The organism is Nostoc sp. ATCC 53789, assembly GCF_009873495.1.
GTDB lineage: Bacteria > Cyanobacteriota > Cyanobacteriia > Cyanobacteriales > Nostocaceae > Nostoc > Nostoc muscorum_A.
In genome coordinates this window covers 1,905,054-1,919,106 of sequence record NZ_CP046703.1, presented here as the reverse complement: position 1 = coordinate 1,919,106, position 14,053 = coordinate 1,905,054, and the positions used below count along the sequence as shown (strand labels likewise).

Annotated in this window: 13 protein-coding genes and 1 pseudogene; 4 read left to right on the top strand and 10 right to left on the bottom strand. The window is 40.5% G+C overall.

The window, feature by feature from the left end; translation table 11 throughout:
- Positions 1-32 precede the first annotated feature (32 nt).
- Positions 33-317: a hypothetical protein gene (locus tag GJB62_RS07870; protein ID WP_209271486.1), complete on the bottom strand. Its 285-nt coding sequence runs from the start codon at positions 315-317 to the stop codon at positions 33-35.
- A 544-nt stretch (positions 318-861) separates the two neighbouring features.
- On the opposite strand from GJB62_RS07870, the gene GJB62_RS07865 reads away from it, so the two are divergent.
- Positions 862-2,328, top strand: coding sequence for an efflux RND transporter periplasmic adaptor subunit (locus tag GJB62_RS07865; protein ID WP_114082588.1), 1,467 nt, complete (start codon positions 862-864; stop codon positions 2,326-2,328).
- A gap of 10 nt (positions 2,329-2,338) precedes the next feature.
- On the top strand, positions 2,339-3,556 hold the full coding sequence (locus GJB62_RS07860) for an ABC transporter permease (RefSeq protein WP_114082589.1): 1,218 nt from the start codon (positions 2,339-2,341) through the stop codon (positions 3,554-3,556).
- Positions 3,557-3,716: 160 nt separating this feature from the next.
- On the opposite strand, the gene GJB62_RS07855 is transcribed toward GJB62_RS07860, so the two are convergent.
- On the bottom strand, positions 3,717-4,172 hold the full coding sequence (locus GJB62_RS07855; protein ID WP_242060624.1) for a response regulator: 456 nt from the start codon (positions 4,170-4,172) through the stop codon (positions 3,717-3,719).
- Between the two features lie 96 nt (positions 4,173-4,268).
- On the opposite strand from GJB62_RS07855, the gene GJB62_RS07850 reads away from it, so the two are divergent.
- A complete protein-coding gene (locus tag GJB62_RS07850) occupies positions 4,269-4,415 on the top strand; it encodes a hypothetical protein (protein WP_159402475.1) in 147 nt (48 codons plus the stop codon).
- A 120-nt stretch (positions 4,416-4,535) separates the two neighbouring features.
- On the opposite strand, the gene GJB62_RS07845 is transcribed toward GJB62_RS07850, so the two are convergent.
- The gene (locus tag GJB62_RS07845; protein WP_114082591.1) at positions 4,536-6,848 is read right to left on the bottom strand and encodes an NACHT domain-containing NTPase; all 2,313 of its coding nucleotides are present in this window, start codon (positions 6,846-6,848) and stop codon (positions 4,536-4,538) included.
- A gap of 440 nt (positions 6,849-7,288) precedes the next feature.
- On the opposite strand from GJB62_RS07845, the gene GJB62_RS07840 reads away from it, so the two are divergent.
- Positions 7,289-7,651 carry a DUF3775 domain-containing protein gene (locus tag GJB62_RS07840; RefSeq protein WP_181852861.1) on the top strand — a complete coding sequence of 121 codons (363 nt, stop codon included), beginning with the start codon at positions 7,289-7,291 and terminating at the stop codon, positions 7,649-7,651.
- On the opposite strand, the gene GJB62_RS07835 is transcribed toward GJB62_RS07840, so the two are convergent.
- The 7 genes and pseudogenes from GJB62_RS07835 to GJB62_RS07805 all read right to left on the bottom strand — a co-directional run bounded on the left by GJB62_RS07835 (position 7,615) and on the right by GJB62_RS07805 (position 14,013).
- Entirely contained in the window at positions 7,615-7,863 is a 249-nt protein-coding gene (locus tag GJB62_RS07835; RefSeq protein WP_163927710.1) for a DUF1816 domain-containing protein, read from the bottom strand. The two genes, GJB62_RS07840 and GJB62_RS07835, sit on opposite strands and share 37 nt — an antisense overlap.
- Positions 7,864-9,112: 1,249 nt before the next feature.
- Positions 9,113-9,492 (bottom strand): annotated as a pseudogene (locus GJB62_RS07830) (fasciclin domain-containing protein).
- A 492-nt stretch (positions 9,493-9,984) separates the two neighbouring features.
- The gene (locus GJB62_RS07825) at positions 9,985-10,587 is read right to left on the bottom strand and encodes a hypothetical protein (RefSeq protein ID WP_114082595.1); all 603 of its coding nucleotides are present in this window, start codon (positions 10,585-10,587) and stop codon (positions 9,985-9,987) included.
- A 45-nt stretch (positions 10,588-10,632) separates the two neighbouring features.
- Positions 10,633-11,658: a glucokinase gene (locus tag GJB62_RS07820; RefSeq protein WP_114082596.1), complete on the bottom strand. Its 1,026-nt coding sequence runs from the start codon at positions 11,656-11,658 to the stop codon at positions 10,633-10,635.
- Between the two features lie 84 nt (positions 11,659-11,742).
- A complete protein-coding gene (locus tag GJB62_RS07815; RefSeq protein ID WP_114082597.1) occupies positions 11,743-12,390 on the bottom strand; it encodes a histidine phosphatase family protein in 648 nt (215 codons plus the stop codon).
- Positions 12,391-12,684: 294 nt separating this feature from the next.
- Positions 12,685-13,248, bottom strand: a complete 564-nt coding sequence (locus tag GJB62_RS07810; protein ID WP_114082598.1) for a Uma2 family endonuclease — start codon at positions 13,246-13,248, stop codon at positions 12,685-12,687.
- 33 nt (positions 13,249-13,281) lie between these two features.
- Positions 13,282-14,013 (bottom strand): ABC transporter ATP-binding protein, encoded by a 732-nt coding sequence (locus GJB62_RS07805; RefSeq protein WP_114082599.1) that lies wholly within the window; start codon positions 14,011-14,013, stop codon positions 13,282-13,284.
- Between the last annotated feature and the right edge of the window lie 40 nt (positions 14,014-14,053).

Sequence of the window (14,053 nt, the reverse complement as noted above, 5' to 3'; positions counted from 1 at the left end):
CCCTGACTTTTCACGTTATGTGGAAAAGTCCACTAAAAACCTAACCCCCTAACCCCCTTCCCTACCCATTCATACGGTGCTAGTAGGGATGGGAAATACTGAAAGAAAATTGGCATACAGGTATCAAAAAGCGATTCTAGAACGGGATCAGGAACTTCTAATCCGTTGATATAAGCTTCTGCTACTGCCATCTGGACTGTGTTAACTACCTCAACCGCCCCACGAGTTACTTGGTATGCAAATGGACTCTTAATATTTATATCTCCCACAATAGGGATATACTTTTCTATTTCTTCCAGCAGGGTACTAGCAATCATACTCATACTCCTAACAAGCATTAAAATAATGCTCACATGAGTATAATAATTAGATTTTTTTAGCTTTTTACCACCAAAAAGTAAGAAGTTGTAACATGCATTTAGGAATATTTATCTCCAACACACCTGATGCCACTTTAACTTGATAAAAGGTAAGCGTAGCAAAGGCAAACGTCCTATAACTTGGCATTAACTGCGTTTATTTCTCATAATTGTTTGACATCAGGGTGTTGTTCGCTCAACTCATTTCCGTTTCTAGTAGCAGTTGGTTGCGATCGCTCTTCTGATATATGTTGGGTTACGCTCCACTCCACTCAACCTATTTTAAACAGAAATGGTATAAAGTCACCCATTCAGGTGAAGGCATACAGACATGTAACACCTATCATGAAGTAATATTAAGCAACTATAAAGCTAATTATGCGTCTAGTTGTTAGCTTATTAATAAAGATTTAATCGAAAAATTTTAACAATTCCCCATTCCTGTACTCGCCCTTTAACTACAGGCTACTCCCATAAAGCAAGATTAATTAGGCTTTTAGATATGGCTACGCACATAGAAATTCCTGTTATTGGCAAAGTTAAGTATCCATTTCGCTGGTTGATGGGGCTGATAACAGGGGGTGTTTTGGTTGTTGGTACTATCACAACCTACACCCTGATGAATCAAGGGAAAAAAGAAGATATTGCTCAATTAACTGTGCCAGTGGCGGCGAAAAACGTCACATTGAGAATTACAGCTAGCGGTAAAGTCGTACCGATTCAGAGCGTAAATATTAGTCCGAAGAACCCCGGTGTGCTATCGCAATTATATGTACAACAAGGCGATCGCATTCAACAAGGGCAAATTCTCGCCCGCATGGATAGCGCAGGTATTGAGGCTCAAAGGAGTCAGTATCGTGCTAACTTAGCCCAAAGTCAAGCACAATTAGCCGAAGCCCTTGCTGGTAGTCGTCCTCAAGAAATCGCTCAAGCAAAAGCGCGGTTAGCACAAGCTCAAGCCCAGTTAGCCCAAGCTAGGGCTGGTAATCGTCCCCAAGAGATTGCTCAATCTCAATCCCAAGTGGATGCGGCTCAAGCAAAGGTGAATTACACCAGCGAACAGGTAAAGCGCTACCAATACCTATATAAAGAGGGAGCAGAGAAAAAACAATTACTCGATCAAGCCATCAGCGAAGACAAGAGTGCTAGAGCCAGTTTAGAAGAAGCTAAAAAACGATTGTCGTTAGTCCAAAGTGGGACTCGGACTGAGGAAATCGACCAACGTCAAGCAGCTGTTAATGAAGCACGGGCAGCATTGGTACTGTTAGAAGATGGTACTCGTTCTGAGGAAATTGTCCAGCGCCAAGCGGCTGTAGCCAGTGCTGAAGCTCAATTGAAAGGTGTGCAAGTGCAGTTGGAAGATACAATTATTCGCGCTCCGCTTTCGGGAATTGTTACCCAAAAGTATGCCGAACCTGGTGCTTTTGTGACACCCACCACTTCTGCTTCTACTAGCGCATCGGCAACTTCTAGTTCAATTGTTGCCGTAGCACGTGGGTTAGAAATATTAGCTCAAGTTCCTGAAGCCGATATTGGCAGAATTAAACCGGGACAGCAGGTGGAAATTGTCGCTGATGCTTATCCTGATCAAGTTTTTAAAGGTCATGTGCGCTTAATTGCCCCCGAAGCAGTGGTGGAACAAGGGGTGACATCCTTCCAGGTGCGGGTTGCTCTTGATACTGGTACAGATAAACTGCGTTCTGGCTTAAATGTGGATCTGACTTTTTTAGGCGATCGCGTCAATAATGCTTTGGTGCTACCAACGGTGTCAATTGTCACTGAAAAGGGTCAAACTGGCGTACTTGTACCAGATGCAAAGAATAAACCCCAGTTCCGCGAAATTACAGTTGGGGCACAGATTCAAGACCAAACTCAGATATTAGGGGGAGTTAAAGAAGGCGATCGCGTTTTTGTTAATCCACCCAAAGACTACAAAATCGAGAAGGCGAAAGAAAAGAGTAATTCGTAATTATTAAGACATGAATTTTTTAGAAAGTGTCCAAATGGCGGGTAAAACCCTGCTGTCAAATAAGCTGCGTAGTGCCCTGACGATGTTGGGTATCGTTATTGGTAATGCCTCAGTAATTGCCATGATTGGCATTGGCGAAGGTGGGCAAAAATATGTGAATAAACAGCTAGAGTCATTAGGGCCAAATGTGCTGTTTATACTGCCAGGTAATCGAGAAACTCAGCGTATCTCCTTTGAAGTGCCAAAAACTCTGGTGTTACAAGATGCCGATGCGATCGCTTCTCAAGTACCAACAGTAGTAGGAGTTGCGCCAGAGTTAAACAGGAGACAGGTAGTTACATATAGCAACCGAAACACTGATGTCAACATCATTGGTACAACTCCCAGCTTCTTATCAGTGCGGGATTTTGAAACTGCTAAAGGCAGATTTTTTAGCGAGGTAGACATGAAGCGAAGTAACCAAGTCGTTGTCTTAGGTGGAGACTTGGCAGAAAAACTATTCGGTAATAGTAATGCTATCGGTCAGCAATTGCGAATTGGAAATACTAGCTTTCAAGTGATTGGGATATTAATAGCCAAAGGTTCCAGCGTGGGAGCAGATTATGATGATGCAGCGCTCATACCAATCACAACCTCAGCCAACCGACTTGTGGGAAAGAATTCTCCTTATGGCATTGCTTTAGATTATCTCGTTGCTGCCGCTCGTGATTCAGAGAGCGTGGATGCAGCAGAATTTCAAATTGCTAATTTGCTGCGTCTACGGCACAAAATTAATGGTGAAGATGACTTTACTATCCGCTCTCAAAAGGATGCTTTGCAAACTGTTGGTCAAATCACAGGTGCATTGACAATTATGCTAGCAGCGATCGCAGGGATATCTTTGTTTGTCGGCGGCATTGGCATTATGAATATAATGCTAGTTTCCGTCACCGAACGCACCCAAGAAATCGGATTGAGAAAAGCGATCGGGGCAACTGAGCAAGATATTTTGCTACAGTTCATTATTGAAGCAGTAATAGTTTCCGCAGCTGGTGGTTTAGTTGGGACTGCGGTTGGTATCAGTGGCATTCTATTAGTGGGAGCCTTAACTCCCTTAGAAGCAAGTCTTTCTCCTGTAGCAATTACTATGGCAGTTGGTGTCTCTGGTGGTATTGGTTTATTCTTTGGTGTTGTTCCTGCACGTCGCGCTGCTAAACTCGACCCAATTGTGGCTTTGAGAAGTGCTTAGTAATCGGGCAATACGCTTCCGCTACAGTGTACTAGTAGTCTGCCAACCCAAAAATGCTGCGTGATGGCTGGGTAAAGGGGAAGGGGTAAGGGGTAAGGGATTTGAAACCTTTCCCCCTTCCCCTTTACCCTTTACCCCGCCAAGTTCACTTGGCGAACTACTAGTGTAAAACTAATACATCGGGGCAAAAGTTTTGTGACACATCTTCCTGTACTTGATTTCTAATCATAGAAACAAATTTGTCAAGGTCGAATGGTTTAAGTAAATATTTTTCAAACTCCACATTTGGAATTAGGTCATGAGTACCTGTGGTAGATGTTGAAGTCACAATAATTGGGATATGCTTTCCATTGTCTGCTTCCATAGCACTCAATGTATTTAGCAATGTATAAATACTTTCACCCAAAAACCTAATTTCACAGACAAGGATGTTGGGCGTGAACCAACTCAGGATTTCTAAAGCTTCTTTTACTGAACCAGCAGTAATCACATTTGCACTCTGGTCTTTGAGTAAAAATGCGTACAAATCTCTACTATCGCGATCGTTGTCTACAACGAGTACTTCTACACCTTTGAGTATCCCATCTGTCAAGCAAAAGCCATTGATTAAATTCATAACAAGACCTGCCATTAAAGCTCTAAGTGCAAAGTGGGTTGAAAATGAGTAAGTAGAGATGCGAAATTCTACTGGGCAACTCTTAGAGACCCTATCGTGTCTCAAGTTGATTTGGTCAAAAGGCGCATTCATTGGAAACGTTTCCGTACCAATCTAAGTAAGCTACGCGCAGCTTCTGTTTCAGGAGAAGAGTGGTTACAAAGAAAAGTACCGAAAGAAGGATTTTTGCTAGAAATTAAATGAAAAACTTTCTGTAATATGGCAAAGTGTTGTTTGATTTACTAAATTAGTTGATTGACTATGACACAAAACGTAATGAAAACTAATTTGGCAACTACCTATTTGCGTAATTAACCAAAAGGATTATTGCCATTCCCTGTCCTCAAGTTCCTTTTGAGGTAACAATAAGGTGGCTTCAATTTCTCGCCTGATAGCAGCCGTCACTTCACAATTGCTATGCAGACAATCGAGTAGTAACTTATTGGCATCGTAGTATCGTTGCAAAACTTGTTGTTGTTCGGTGCTAAACTGCCACTGGTGGTTAATGTTGCGATAATTAATGACCTTCATCTTTAACTGTTCAGCCCAGGCTGCATAGTTTGTCTGCCCCCATAGCCTAAGCCGTTCTTGATTTTGACGAGAACTTGGCAATTGGTCAGAGAGTTGTTGTAGGGATTTATGAAGTCCAACATCCAGAACTATACCCAAAATGTTTGAGAGAGCATCTCCACAGGCGTGGATGTGGGCAAAGTCCTGGCTCCCATCAATTGCACATTCGAGCAGTAGGTCATCTAAAGCCGTATCCAGAAACATTCCCTGGTCGAGGCTGCTGGCTAGGGCAAAGTGAGAAGCTATGTGAGGAGTCCGACTTAAGGCAAGGTAAAAGGCTCGAGTTGTTGCCTCTTTTGCTTGGCTGGGAATAGTACGAGATTTTTGGCTCGCCCAGGTCAAAAATTCTTGTAAATAAGGGTCTTGGCCAACCAGTGCATCAATCTGTTGCTTCATCAACTGTACTAAAGAGTCTGCACTTCGGAGCATGGTAGCTGTTAACAAGAAAATTTCGTGCCAGTGCGGGTCTGTAATGTGACTAACTAATCCTTCTAAAGCTTCCCCAAATGCCTCTAGATTATGGCTGGCAACGATTTTTCTTGCTGTAAAGTATTCTTGAAACGCCAGATAGGAGAAGGAAAAAATTCCCCGCGCCCGTTCTGCTAGTAGCCCATGTTGAGCCTCGATTGCTTTCAGTGCTGCTTCGCTTTCTATTTGCAGTTCTTCGGCATCCATTGGCGCTTTGGTCAGATTCTGAATATAGTCACCAATGTATTGCTCAACGATGCGTTGCTCAAAAAAGTACTGACCTTGCTCAAATGTCGCTGCTGCAATCTGACTCAATAACTTGAGCTTTTGTGGTAATAAAAACCCTCGGTAAACTTCATCACGTTCAATACCTCTGGCTTCATCCCATTTGCCCAATAGAAGGTCTAAACCTTGCTTATAAAAGTCAGTCCGCTTAGTCGGAAATTTTTCTTGACCGTGAAACACCCAGCAAGCAAGATGCAGAAATAGGGGTGTAACTACGAGTTGGCGAAATTGCCAGTTTTCATCTAAGTCCAACTTCTCAACAAACTGAACGGACAGCGCTTGACCGTCTTGAATGTTGGTTTTGGTAAAGGCCACAAACCATTTTTGAGCAAAGGCGATGATTTGTTCTGAGGTAAACGGTGCAATCTCAACATCGGTAAAGCCTCGGAGTCTGAGTTTTTGAGATGCTGTTCGACAGGCTGCCACAAACTGATTTTTGTGATATTTTTCTGAAAACCTGCGAATTTCGCTTAAGACAGTATTGCTTTGTTGGTTAAGAATTTCATCCATACCGTCAAGCAAAATTAAGACTCTGCCTGCACTAAGTAAAGTTTCTATAGCAGAGGAATCGGAAACTCCAGATGTGAGGAACTCCTGGCGGATGTATTTTAATAGGCTGAACTCGTTGGTGACTTTAGATTCTTCAGCAAAATTTCTCAGGGTAATGAAGATCGGAACTAAGTTCCCTGCAAATGTGCCTTGGTTACATTGAATGGCGAGATATTGTAAAAAGGTGGTTTTACCTACCCCAGGTTTGCCTAGTACCCTGAGCTTAGAGTATGTTTCAACTGCCTGTGTACCAGGTATCTGGTTTTGATCGGCCTCACCTAAGCCAAAACGGTCAAATTGTTTGGGATCTAGGTTTTGCAGCGCAGTGATTTCTAACCACTGTTGACTGGCAATCTCCTCCAAAATATTCACGTCTATATATATGTCATCGATCGCAACGGGACGGCTGATATCCAATAACTGCAAAATCCCACACTGGTCTTGAATTTTGTCGAAGCGTTGCGATCGCACTTTTTCCACCAAGCCATCAATATCCAGCACGGGGGGCCGGCCGTATTCTTCTAGTTCCATGAATTCTGCCGGTGGATTGCTAGCAATCTCCCGCCAATTCAGTTCTAATACAGAACAAATTTCAATAAAAGTATGACGCTCAACTGGACGACCACTAAAAAATCGCCAAATCGGTTGTCTAGTCTTGAGGTTAACTTCGGCTGACAAATTGTCTTGAGTCCACCCCTTGAGAGCAAATGCTCTTTTAGCCTGTTCAATACCGATGAGTGATGCTTGGAGCGATCGCTTGACCATAGACAAAAACTCTGATGTTCAAATCATTGACTTTAACTTTTATTAATATCTGCAATTATATAGATTTTGTGTGATACTACCATTCTATTCGTTTAAAGTTATACAAAACCCCAGAGATACTCTCAGCTTTTTAAAGTTTTGCGTCGAAATCAAACGTTATACACTTATCTTATACATTTCAAGCTTTCGGTAATACCTGAATTCAAATACTTATCTGTAATGCTTAAGTAGAAGTTGAAGAGTTATTTAGCAATTACTTACTTGATTATGGTTCATAGTTGCACTATATAGATATCATCTCAATCTCTCTATGTATCCATAAGGTTTTGGCAACATAAATTGCTAATTTTTTTCTATTGTTACATTTTTTCTTATTGACTCCAATTCTAATAAAAAATATGAGTTTATTGTCAATTAACAAAATATATAAAATTATTGAGATGGCTGAATTAATCTATGGAACAATGGGTTATGGGAGAACAAACCAACCAGAAACATTTATAGATAAATTGTCTTATTATTTAGAGGATTTAAATATTACAGGGAGATGTTCAATAAATATCCTGCAAAAATATATTCATGAATTCTCCGAAGAAGAAAAAGTAGAGGTAATAGCTTTGATGTGGCTTGGTAGAACTGCATTAAGTGAACAAGCAGAAGACTTCCTAAACTTGCTTAAGCAAGTAGTAGAGCTTATACCTCAAAATTATGCAACCAGTTATATTATTGAAAAACCCCTTTTAGCAAAATATCTGCGAGATGGGCTTCAAAAACTAGATATTTGGACTTCTGCTTTCTCATGAAAAATCGTCAAATCATCAGGCTGACATTGCTTGACTAGCGCAATGATGTCTCTGGCTTCTTCCTGATATAAGTCTTCAACATAGCCGCTTCTATAAAGTTGTGCCTCTTTTTCACTATCAAAAGGGCCAAAGTAATAAGTACAGCGTGGAACAGCAGTATTAATTTCTACCCACCAGGCAAACTCTGATTGATTAGATTGAAATAAATTCATGAGAGATACCAATGATTGATTTAACTTGATTAAGGACATTATTGATTCTGTTTTCTACACTGGCATTGCTTGATAGCAGGAGCTACAACGCCAGTAAGCTCCCCCTGAATTAACGTGACGTAGTAAAGCATTTGAACAGCAAAGACAAGTATACTTTTCCTTCATAGATTGACTTATTTCTGTAGATATATTATTCTGGCTAGAGCCAGTAATAAAATTATTTTGTCTCGTTAATAAATGATTCATTTGCAAACACTTGATTTTTGGATTTATTTAGCTGATATTGTTTTTATTTATCAGGCAAATTTGAAGATAAATAATACTGTAATACTTCTTGGTTAAACCTAGAAAGTAAAATATTTAGGTTGAGTTTAGGAACAAAAACCAACCTACTAATATTCTTAACCAAGTGGTATTGCCTAAGTGAAACAACTTTAAAAGAGTGAAATATAGCTCTCCATGTTTCCTTACAGGTAATTCAAAGCCTCTCTCTTTTTAGAGGTTGTTTGAAAAGTGGTTGGCTGCGATTTTAGGTGCTTATTGATCCCCCTAACCCCCCTTAAAAAAGAGGGGATCGGAATCAAAGTCCCCCTTTACAAGGGGGATTTAGGGGGATCTAAAACTATTTGATGCTGACAAGAAGACTTTTCAAACATCCTCTTAGCTCGACTTTATCCATTTTTACGAAACCCAAAACCTGACCATTAAACCTTTGTAGGAAGCTAGTTTTAGTTTTTGGACTTGATCGATAATCAGTGATATAGAAAAAGTATTTGCCAAAAAGCCAGGGTTTTTGCCGAATAAAGAAAGCCAAGTTCTTAGAGGATGTTTGAAAAGTTTTCTTCTCGGTAACAAAACATTATAGATCCCCCTAAATCCCCCTTAAAAAGGGGGACTTTGATTCCGGTTTCCCCCTTTTTAAGGGAGGCTAGGGGGGATCAGTTAGTGCCTAAAATCACAGTCAACCACTTTTCAAACAACCTCTTAATTTTGGATAAAGTCGAGCTTAGGATAGAGGTCTAATTATCTAAGAAAATTTGAGCTACTTAAAATATATATAGATAGTAATGAGGTAATGACTATAAATAGTTTCTACCTCACAGATGTTATTCGCCATCCAATACGGTTCGGATAAAGTTTTTTGATGAAAGTTATAGATCACAAAGACACGATAAATGGCATTCCTTTGTAGAGACAGCGATTTATCGCGTCTCTTCTCTTAACTGAACCGTATTGATTCGCTATCTATCTATATATTTATCGAGGAATCAACAATGATGTGGATGACACAGTTATCATCAGCAGCATCGGATTTTGAAACTGTGAATTATAATCTGCATTGAAACTATTGAAAGGGTCAATTTTAAAACTTGAACCTTCAATCGGCTTTATGGGCATCACCTTACCGGAAACGACGTGATACGTCAGGAGTTCCTGGATCTTATTAATATTTTCAAGCAATGTCTCTACAGTACCGGCTGGAAGCTTTGCGAATGCTTGATCTGTAGATGCAGAGGCGATAAACGAGTCAACCCCTTTGAGAGTATCTATGAGATTGGCAGCCTTGATTGCATCAACTAGGGTGCTAAAAGAACCAGCGTTAACGGCACGATCAATAATATCAGCCATTTATTTCACTTGGTTGCGTGTAATTTTGCTAACAATTTTTATCATGACATCCTAGCGTTAGAAATCATGTTTGAGTAAGCGGTTGAGTAGCGTATAAATTGTATAAAATGAGCTAAAAAATTAAATAATTAAAATAGAGCAGAATTTAGGAGTCAATGGAAAAATTTTATTAGCGAAAATCCAAGATTTTTTATCGAAACAGAATTCAGGAGTCAGGAGTCAGAATTCAGTTGGGTATTTTGTGCGACACAACGACCGGCGGTAGTTGAGCGTAGCCGAAACTCAGTGCATCGCTGGTGGATAGCGCAGCGTTAGCTCATCCTGGAGCGTCTGAATCTAGGGGTTTAAGACCTCGTAGTCTTCAATCAGTCGGGGATTCAGACCCACGACTGATAGCGCACCGTTAGCGTTCGCACAGCGTCTCGTAGAGAGGAACGAGCGTCGCGTCTTGATTCTGACTTCGGAATTCTGGCTTCTGAATTCTTCTTCAAGTCACTTTTTCAAAACTAAATTGAAGGAATTTAAATACCCAGTAATAGTTTTAGCTAATGTCTTCTGCTGTTTTTTTGTAGTTATTGCCATTACTTGATATAACCTTCCTTCGGCAACATACATTCTACTTTTAGTGATTTTTCCTCCAGAATTGATGTACTCAATTTCTTTGCCAGGATGATTATTATAACTACGAATATTTCTTTGACTAATTAAATTGCTTTTCGTAGTCTTTAAAGCCATATCTCGTGCATTATTCAGTACAGCTTGTGGGTCAGTTATTTTACCATAACTATAAGGAAAATCGTTGTAAACAACTATGTATGCTACTTCCTGTTTTGGCGGTTGTGCGGCAAATATTTCTAAGGCAATTTCCCCCATATAAGTTTTTTGGAATTCGGTATTTCTGTTGGGTCTTCCCGGCATCAAAATAGTAAAGCGACCATCTGGAGCGGTGTATACCTTCCATTGTGGCTGCACGATTTTAGGGACGGCTGGTTTGACAACAACCACCGGAGGTTTAGGTTGACGCGCTTCCACGAGAATAGAACCACCACAGATAAAGGTGGCGGCGATTAATGGCAACAGACTTTTAACTGTCATAAGTTTTACCTTTTGAGATGCTAATCTCACTGATGATGCTAGCTGTTATAACCTAGCAGCACATAAAGCAGCACCTATTAGCCCCACTTGCGGGTTGAGGATAATATACACAGGTATTTCTTCGAGGAGGGGGCGCATTCTGCCTTTTTGGGTGAAGTTTAACAAGAAACCGCTATTTTGAATTAAGGGGAGAATTTTGGGAGCAATCCCACCAGCAATGTATAAGCCACCATAAGGTAGGAGTTTAAGGGCGAGATTGCCGGCTTCTGCACCATAAGCTTCTATAAATAATTGCAAGGTTTGTTCGGAAAGGCGATCGCGTTTTTCTAGTGCAGCTGCACCAATAGCAGCACCGGGATCGACACTTTTCTCTTCTTGTCCGGCTTCTTGTTCCCAAGTTCTAACGATTTGGGCGATATCTGGTGATTCGGTGGCAAATTTGCGATCGCGCAAAAATTGATAAATCGCCACAATTCCCATTCCAGAAACCACCCGTTCCACAGAAACGCGCTGGATATCATGTTTACCCAACAGGTATCTCAACAGTTGAAACTCGATTTCGTTCCGAGGCGCGAAGTCAGCGTGTCCACCTTCTGAAGGAAAAACTTGATAGTTGTTTCCCTGCTTAATTAAAAATCCTTGCCCTAAACCAGTACCAGCACCAATAATTCCAATCGGGGTTTCGGGTTGAGGTTTCCCAACTTGCAACGGGTGCAAGTCTTGTTTTTGTAAACCTGAAATGCCATAGCCAACGGCGGCGAAGTCGTTAATTAAAGAAATATGTGGGATACCCAATTCTTCTTCTAAACGTTCGGTATCTAGGTACCAGGCTAAATTGGTAAGTTTGGCAGTATTTTTGACAATAGGCCCTGCGATCGCAAAACAAGCCTTTTCTGGTATTGGTGTATTAGCTTTGATTAAAAACTGCTGCACTATGGGTACTAAATCGGGAAAATCAGCACTGTGATAACTTTCCTGATAAATAGTATGTAAAGCTGGTGAATCTGATGTTTCAACCAATCGCAGAATAGTTTTCGTACCGCCGATGTCTCCTGCTAGTAACAATGTCATAGAACTTATTTGCGGATTAATGACTTTATTTGTAGGATATACCCAACCTAGCAGAACCTATGAACACAAATCTCTATCAGAGGTTTAAGCAAATCGAATAACTTCTTCTATGTGGGTTAAATGGGAAGTATCTCCCGTTAGTTCTAATAACCATTCTGGATCTTCGCGTACTACTTTTACCAATGAACATAAAGAAGCCTTGACTTCTGTTTTGGCAATTTCCCCCACCAGCCCCATTGCTCCCCCCAACACAGATGCACCGTGTGCCACTAGCAGGATATCCTCTGGGAAGAACTCAGTAGCTAAACATCTGGCAGTTTGCCCAGAACGTTCTCGTACTTTTTCGTGAGTTTCAGGATATTTGGCGGCGATGCGCGAGGTATAGCTGGTGTCAATTCTGGGGAATAATTTTGCTAATGCTGGAGCTGAAAGTCTTTCGGGTTCTTCTGTCATCCAAGCTGGATTTAGCCATTCACTCAAACCTGTTTCCAATTTAATCGGCAAGTTGAGCAATTCTGCAACTGCGTTTGCCGTTTGTACGGTTCGCAGGAAAGGGGAAGCAAAAATATGACCAATATTTTCTTTTTTCAATCGTCTAGCTAACTGCTGTGCCTGTACCATACCATCATCAGACAAAGGTGGATCGTAGCGTCGTTCGGCGGTGAGAAACCAATCGGGGTTTACGAAATCGAGGCGGTTAGCGTGTCTTGCTATCCAGACTATTTGACTCATGGGTTTAATGATTCCGGTGAATAGAATTCGCCGCTAAACAAATATATAGATATCTGCAAGGAGGGCTGCAAATATTAATATAAGACAAAAATCGTAATAATTATTAATAATATAAATTATTTGGAAAAGTTATAAGCGGCGTTAGTGTAGTTTTATTCATCACAATTGGTATAGCAATCCTGAATCAAACGCGCAGAAACAAAATCCCCGACTTCTTAAAGAAGTCGGGGATCTCTGGGTTGCAATTCTCACAAATCCAATAAGATTAAGATAAATATGAATTTCTACAATTGCTTATAACTTTAACCATCCAAATAATTGCCCTACAGTTAATTGAAAGCCGTTCACTAAATCTGGAACTGGTAATATTTCTTGTTCTTCTTGTAAAAGTTCTGGTTGCTGCTTTGGTGGATAAACTAAAACAGAATGCTCATCTGGATCAATTAGCCAACCGAAGCGACTACCATGTTTTAAACAATGTAGAATATTTCCAGTTACTTTAGTCTGGCTTTGATCGGGTGAAAGAATCTCAATCGTCCAGTCTGGAGATGTCTTAAAGACATTTACCACTTCTCCACGCTCGTCTAATAAAATCCGTTCCCAAGCAAACACAGCTATATCAGGGACAATTGAACGTCCGCCAAAAGTACATCGCAATTCTGGAAATGCAAGGGCAATTTTTTGAGGTTTGGTTACAGAATTGATATTACTGACTAGTTCACCCTGAAGAATACTATGTTTTCCTTGAGGCATTGGCTTTTGAATAATTTGACCGTTGATGTATTCTGAGCTAGGCTTTGTTTCTGGAAGCTTTAAAAATTCTTCTAAAGTAAAGGTTTTAGTTAGTGATTTTATCATCTTTTTGTATCTCCAAAAGTTTCATTTAATTAATTACCCTAAATAAGCTTTTTTAACTCGCTCATCACTAATTAATTCTGATGCTGCGCCTGTTAAAGTAATAGAACCAGCTTCTAAAACATAACCGCGATCGGCAATTTGCAGCGCCAGATTAGCGTTTTGTTCAACTAACAAAATAGTCACGCCTGTAGCACGGAGATTTTCAATAATCGAGAAGATTTCCCGGACGATCGCAGGTGCTAAACCTAAGCTAGGCTCGTCTAACAGTAAAAGTTGTGGTTTACTCATGACAGCGCGTGCGATCGCTAACATTTGTTGTTCGCCACCACTGAGGGTTCCTGCTAGTTGATTGCGTCTTTGTGACAAGCGGGGAAATAGCTCAAATTGGCGCTGAATATCTGCTTTTATCTCAGCTTGGTTGGAGCGAATATAAGCACCCAAAAGTAAATTGTCAAATACTGTTTGCCGCGCTAATACTCTACGTCCTTCAGGACAATGGGCAATACCAAGTTGTACAACCTCGTGAGTTTGGCGGCGGGTAATATTATGTCCATTATATAAAATTACGCCACTCTTAGAATTAACTACTTTAGATATGGCGCGGAGTGTAGTAGTTTTACCAGCACCATTAGCACCAATTAGAGTAACTACCTCGCCTTTTTGAATAATTAAATTAATCTTTTTTAGAGCTTGGATACCGCCATAATTAACATCAAGCTCTTGAACTTCTAAAATTGTATAGTTTGGTCTACTATCGGCTTTCATCGGCGGTTTACATCCAGAAATATTGATTCAAAACCTAACA

Coding starts and splice junctions, on each gene's coding strand:
- GJB62_RS07870 (WP_209271486.1), bottom strand. CDS start 317: ATGATTGCTAGTACCCTGCTGGAAGAAATAGAAAAGTATATCCCTATT.
- GJB62_RS07865 (WP_114082588.1), top strand. CDS start 862: ATGGCTACGCACATAGAAATTCCTGTTATTGGCAAAGTTAAGTATCCA.
- GJB62_RS07860 (WP_114082589.1), top strand. CDS start 2,339: ATGAATTTTTTAGAAAGTGTCCAAATGGCGGGTAAAACCCTGCTGTCA.
- GJB62_RS07855 (WP_242060624.1), bottom strand. CDS start 4,172: ATGAATTTAATCAATGGCTTTTGCTTGACAGATGGGATACTCAAAGGT.
- GJB62_RS07845 (WP_114082591.1), bottom strand. CDS start 6,848: ATGGTCAAGCGATCGCTCCAAGCATCACTCATCGGTATTGAACAGGCT.
- GJB62_RS07840 (WP_181852861.1), top strand. CDS start 7,289: ATGGCTGAATTAATCTATGGAACAATGGGTTATGGGAGAACAAACCAA.
- GJB62_RS07835 (WP_163927710.1), bottom strand. CDS start 7,863: ATGAATTTATTTCAATCTAATCAATCAGAGTTTGCCTGGTGGGTAGAA.
- GJB62_RS07825 (WP_114082595.1), bottom strand. CDS start 10,587: ATGACAGTTAAAAGTCTGTTGCCATTAATCGCCGCCACCTTTATCTGT.
- GJB62_RS07820 (WP_114082596.1), bottom strand. CDS start 11,658: ATGACATTGTTACTAGCAGGAGACATCGGCGGTACGAAAACTATTCTG.
- GJB62_RS07815 (WP_114082597.1), bottom strand. CDS start 12,390: ATGAGTCAAATAGTCTGGATAGCAAGACACGCTAACCGCCTCGATTTC.
- GJB62_RS07810 (WP_114082598.1), bottom strand. CDS start 13,248: ATGATAAAATCACTAACTAAAACCTTTACTTTAGAAGAATTTTTAAAG.
- GJB62_RS07805 (WP_114082599.1), bottom strand. CDS start 14,013: ATGAAAGCCGATAGTAGACCAAACTATACAATTTTAGAAGTTCAAGAG.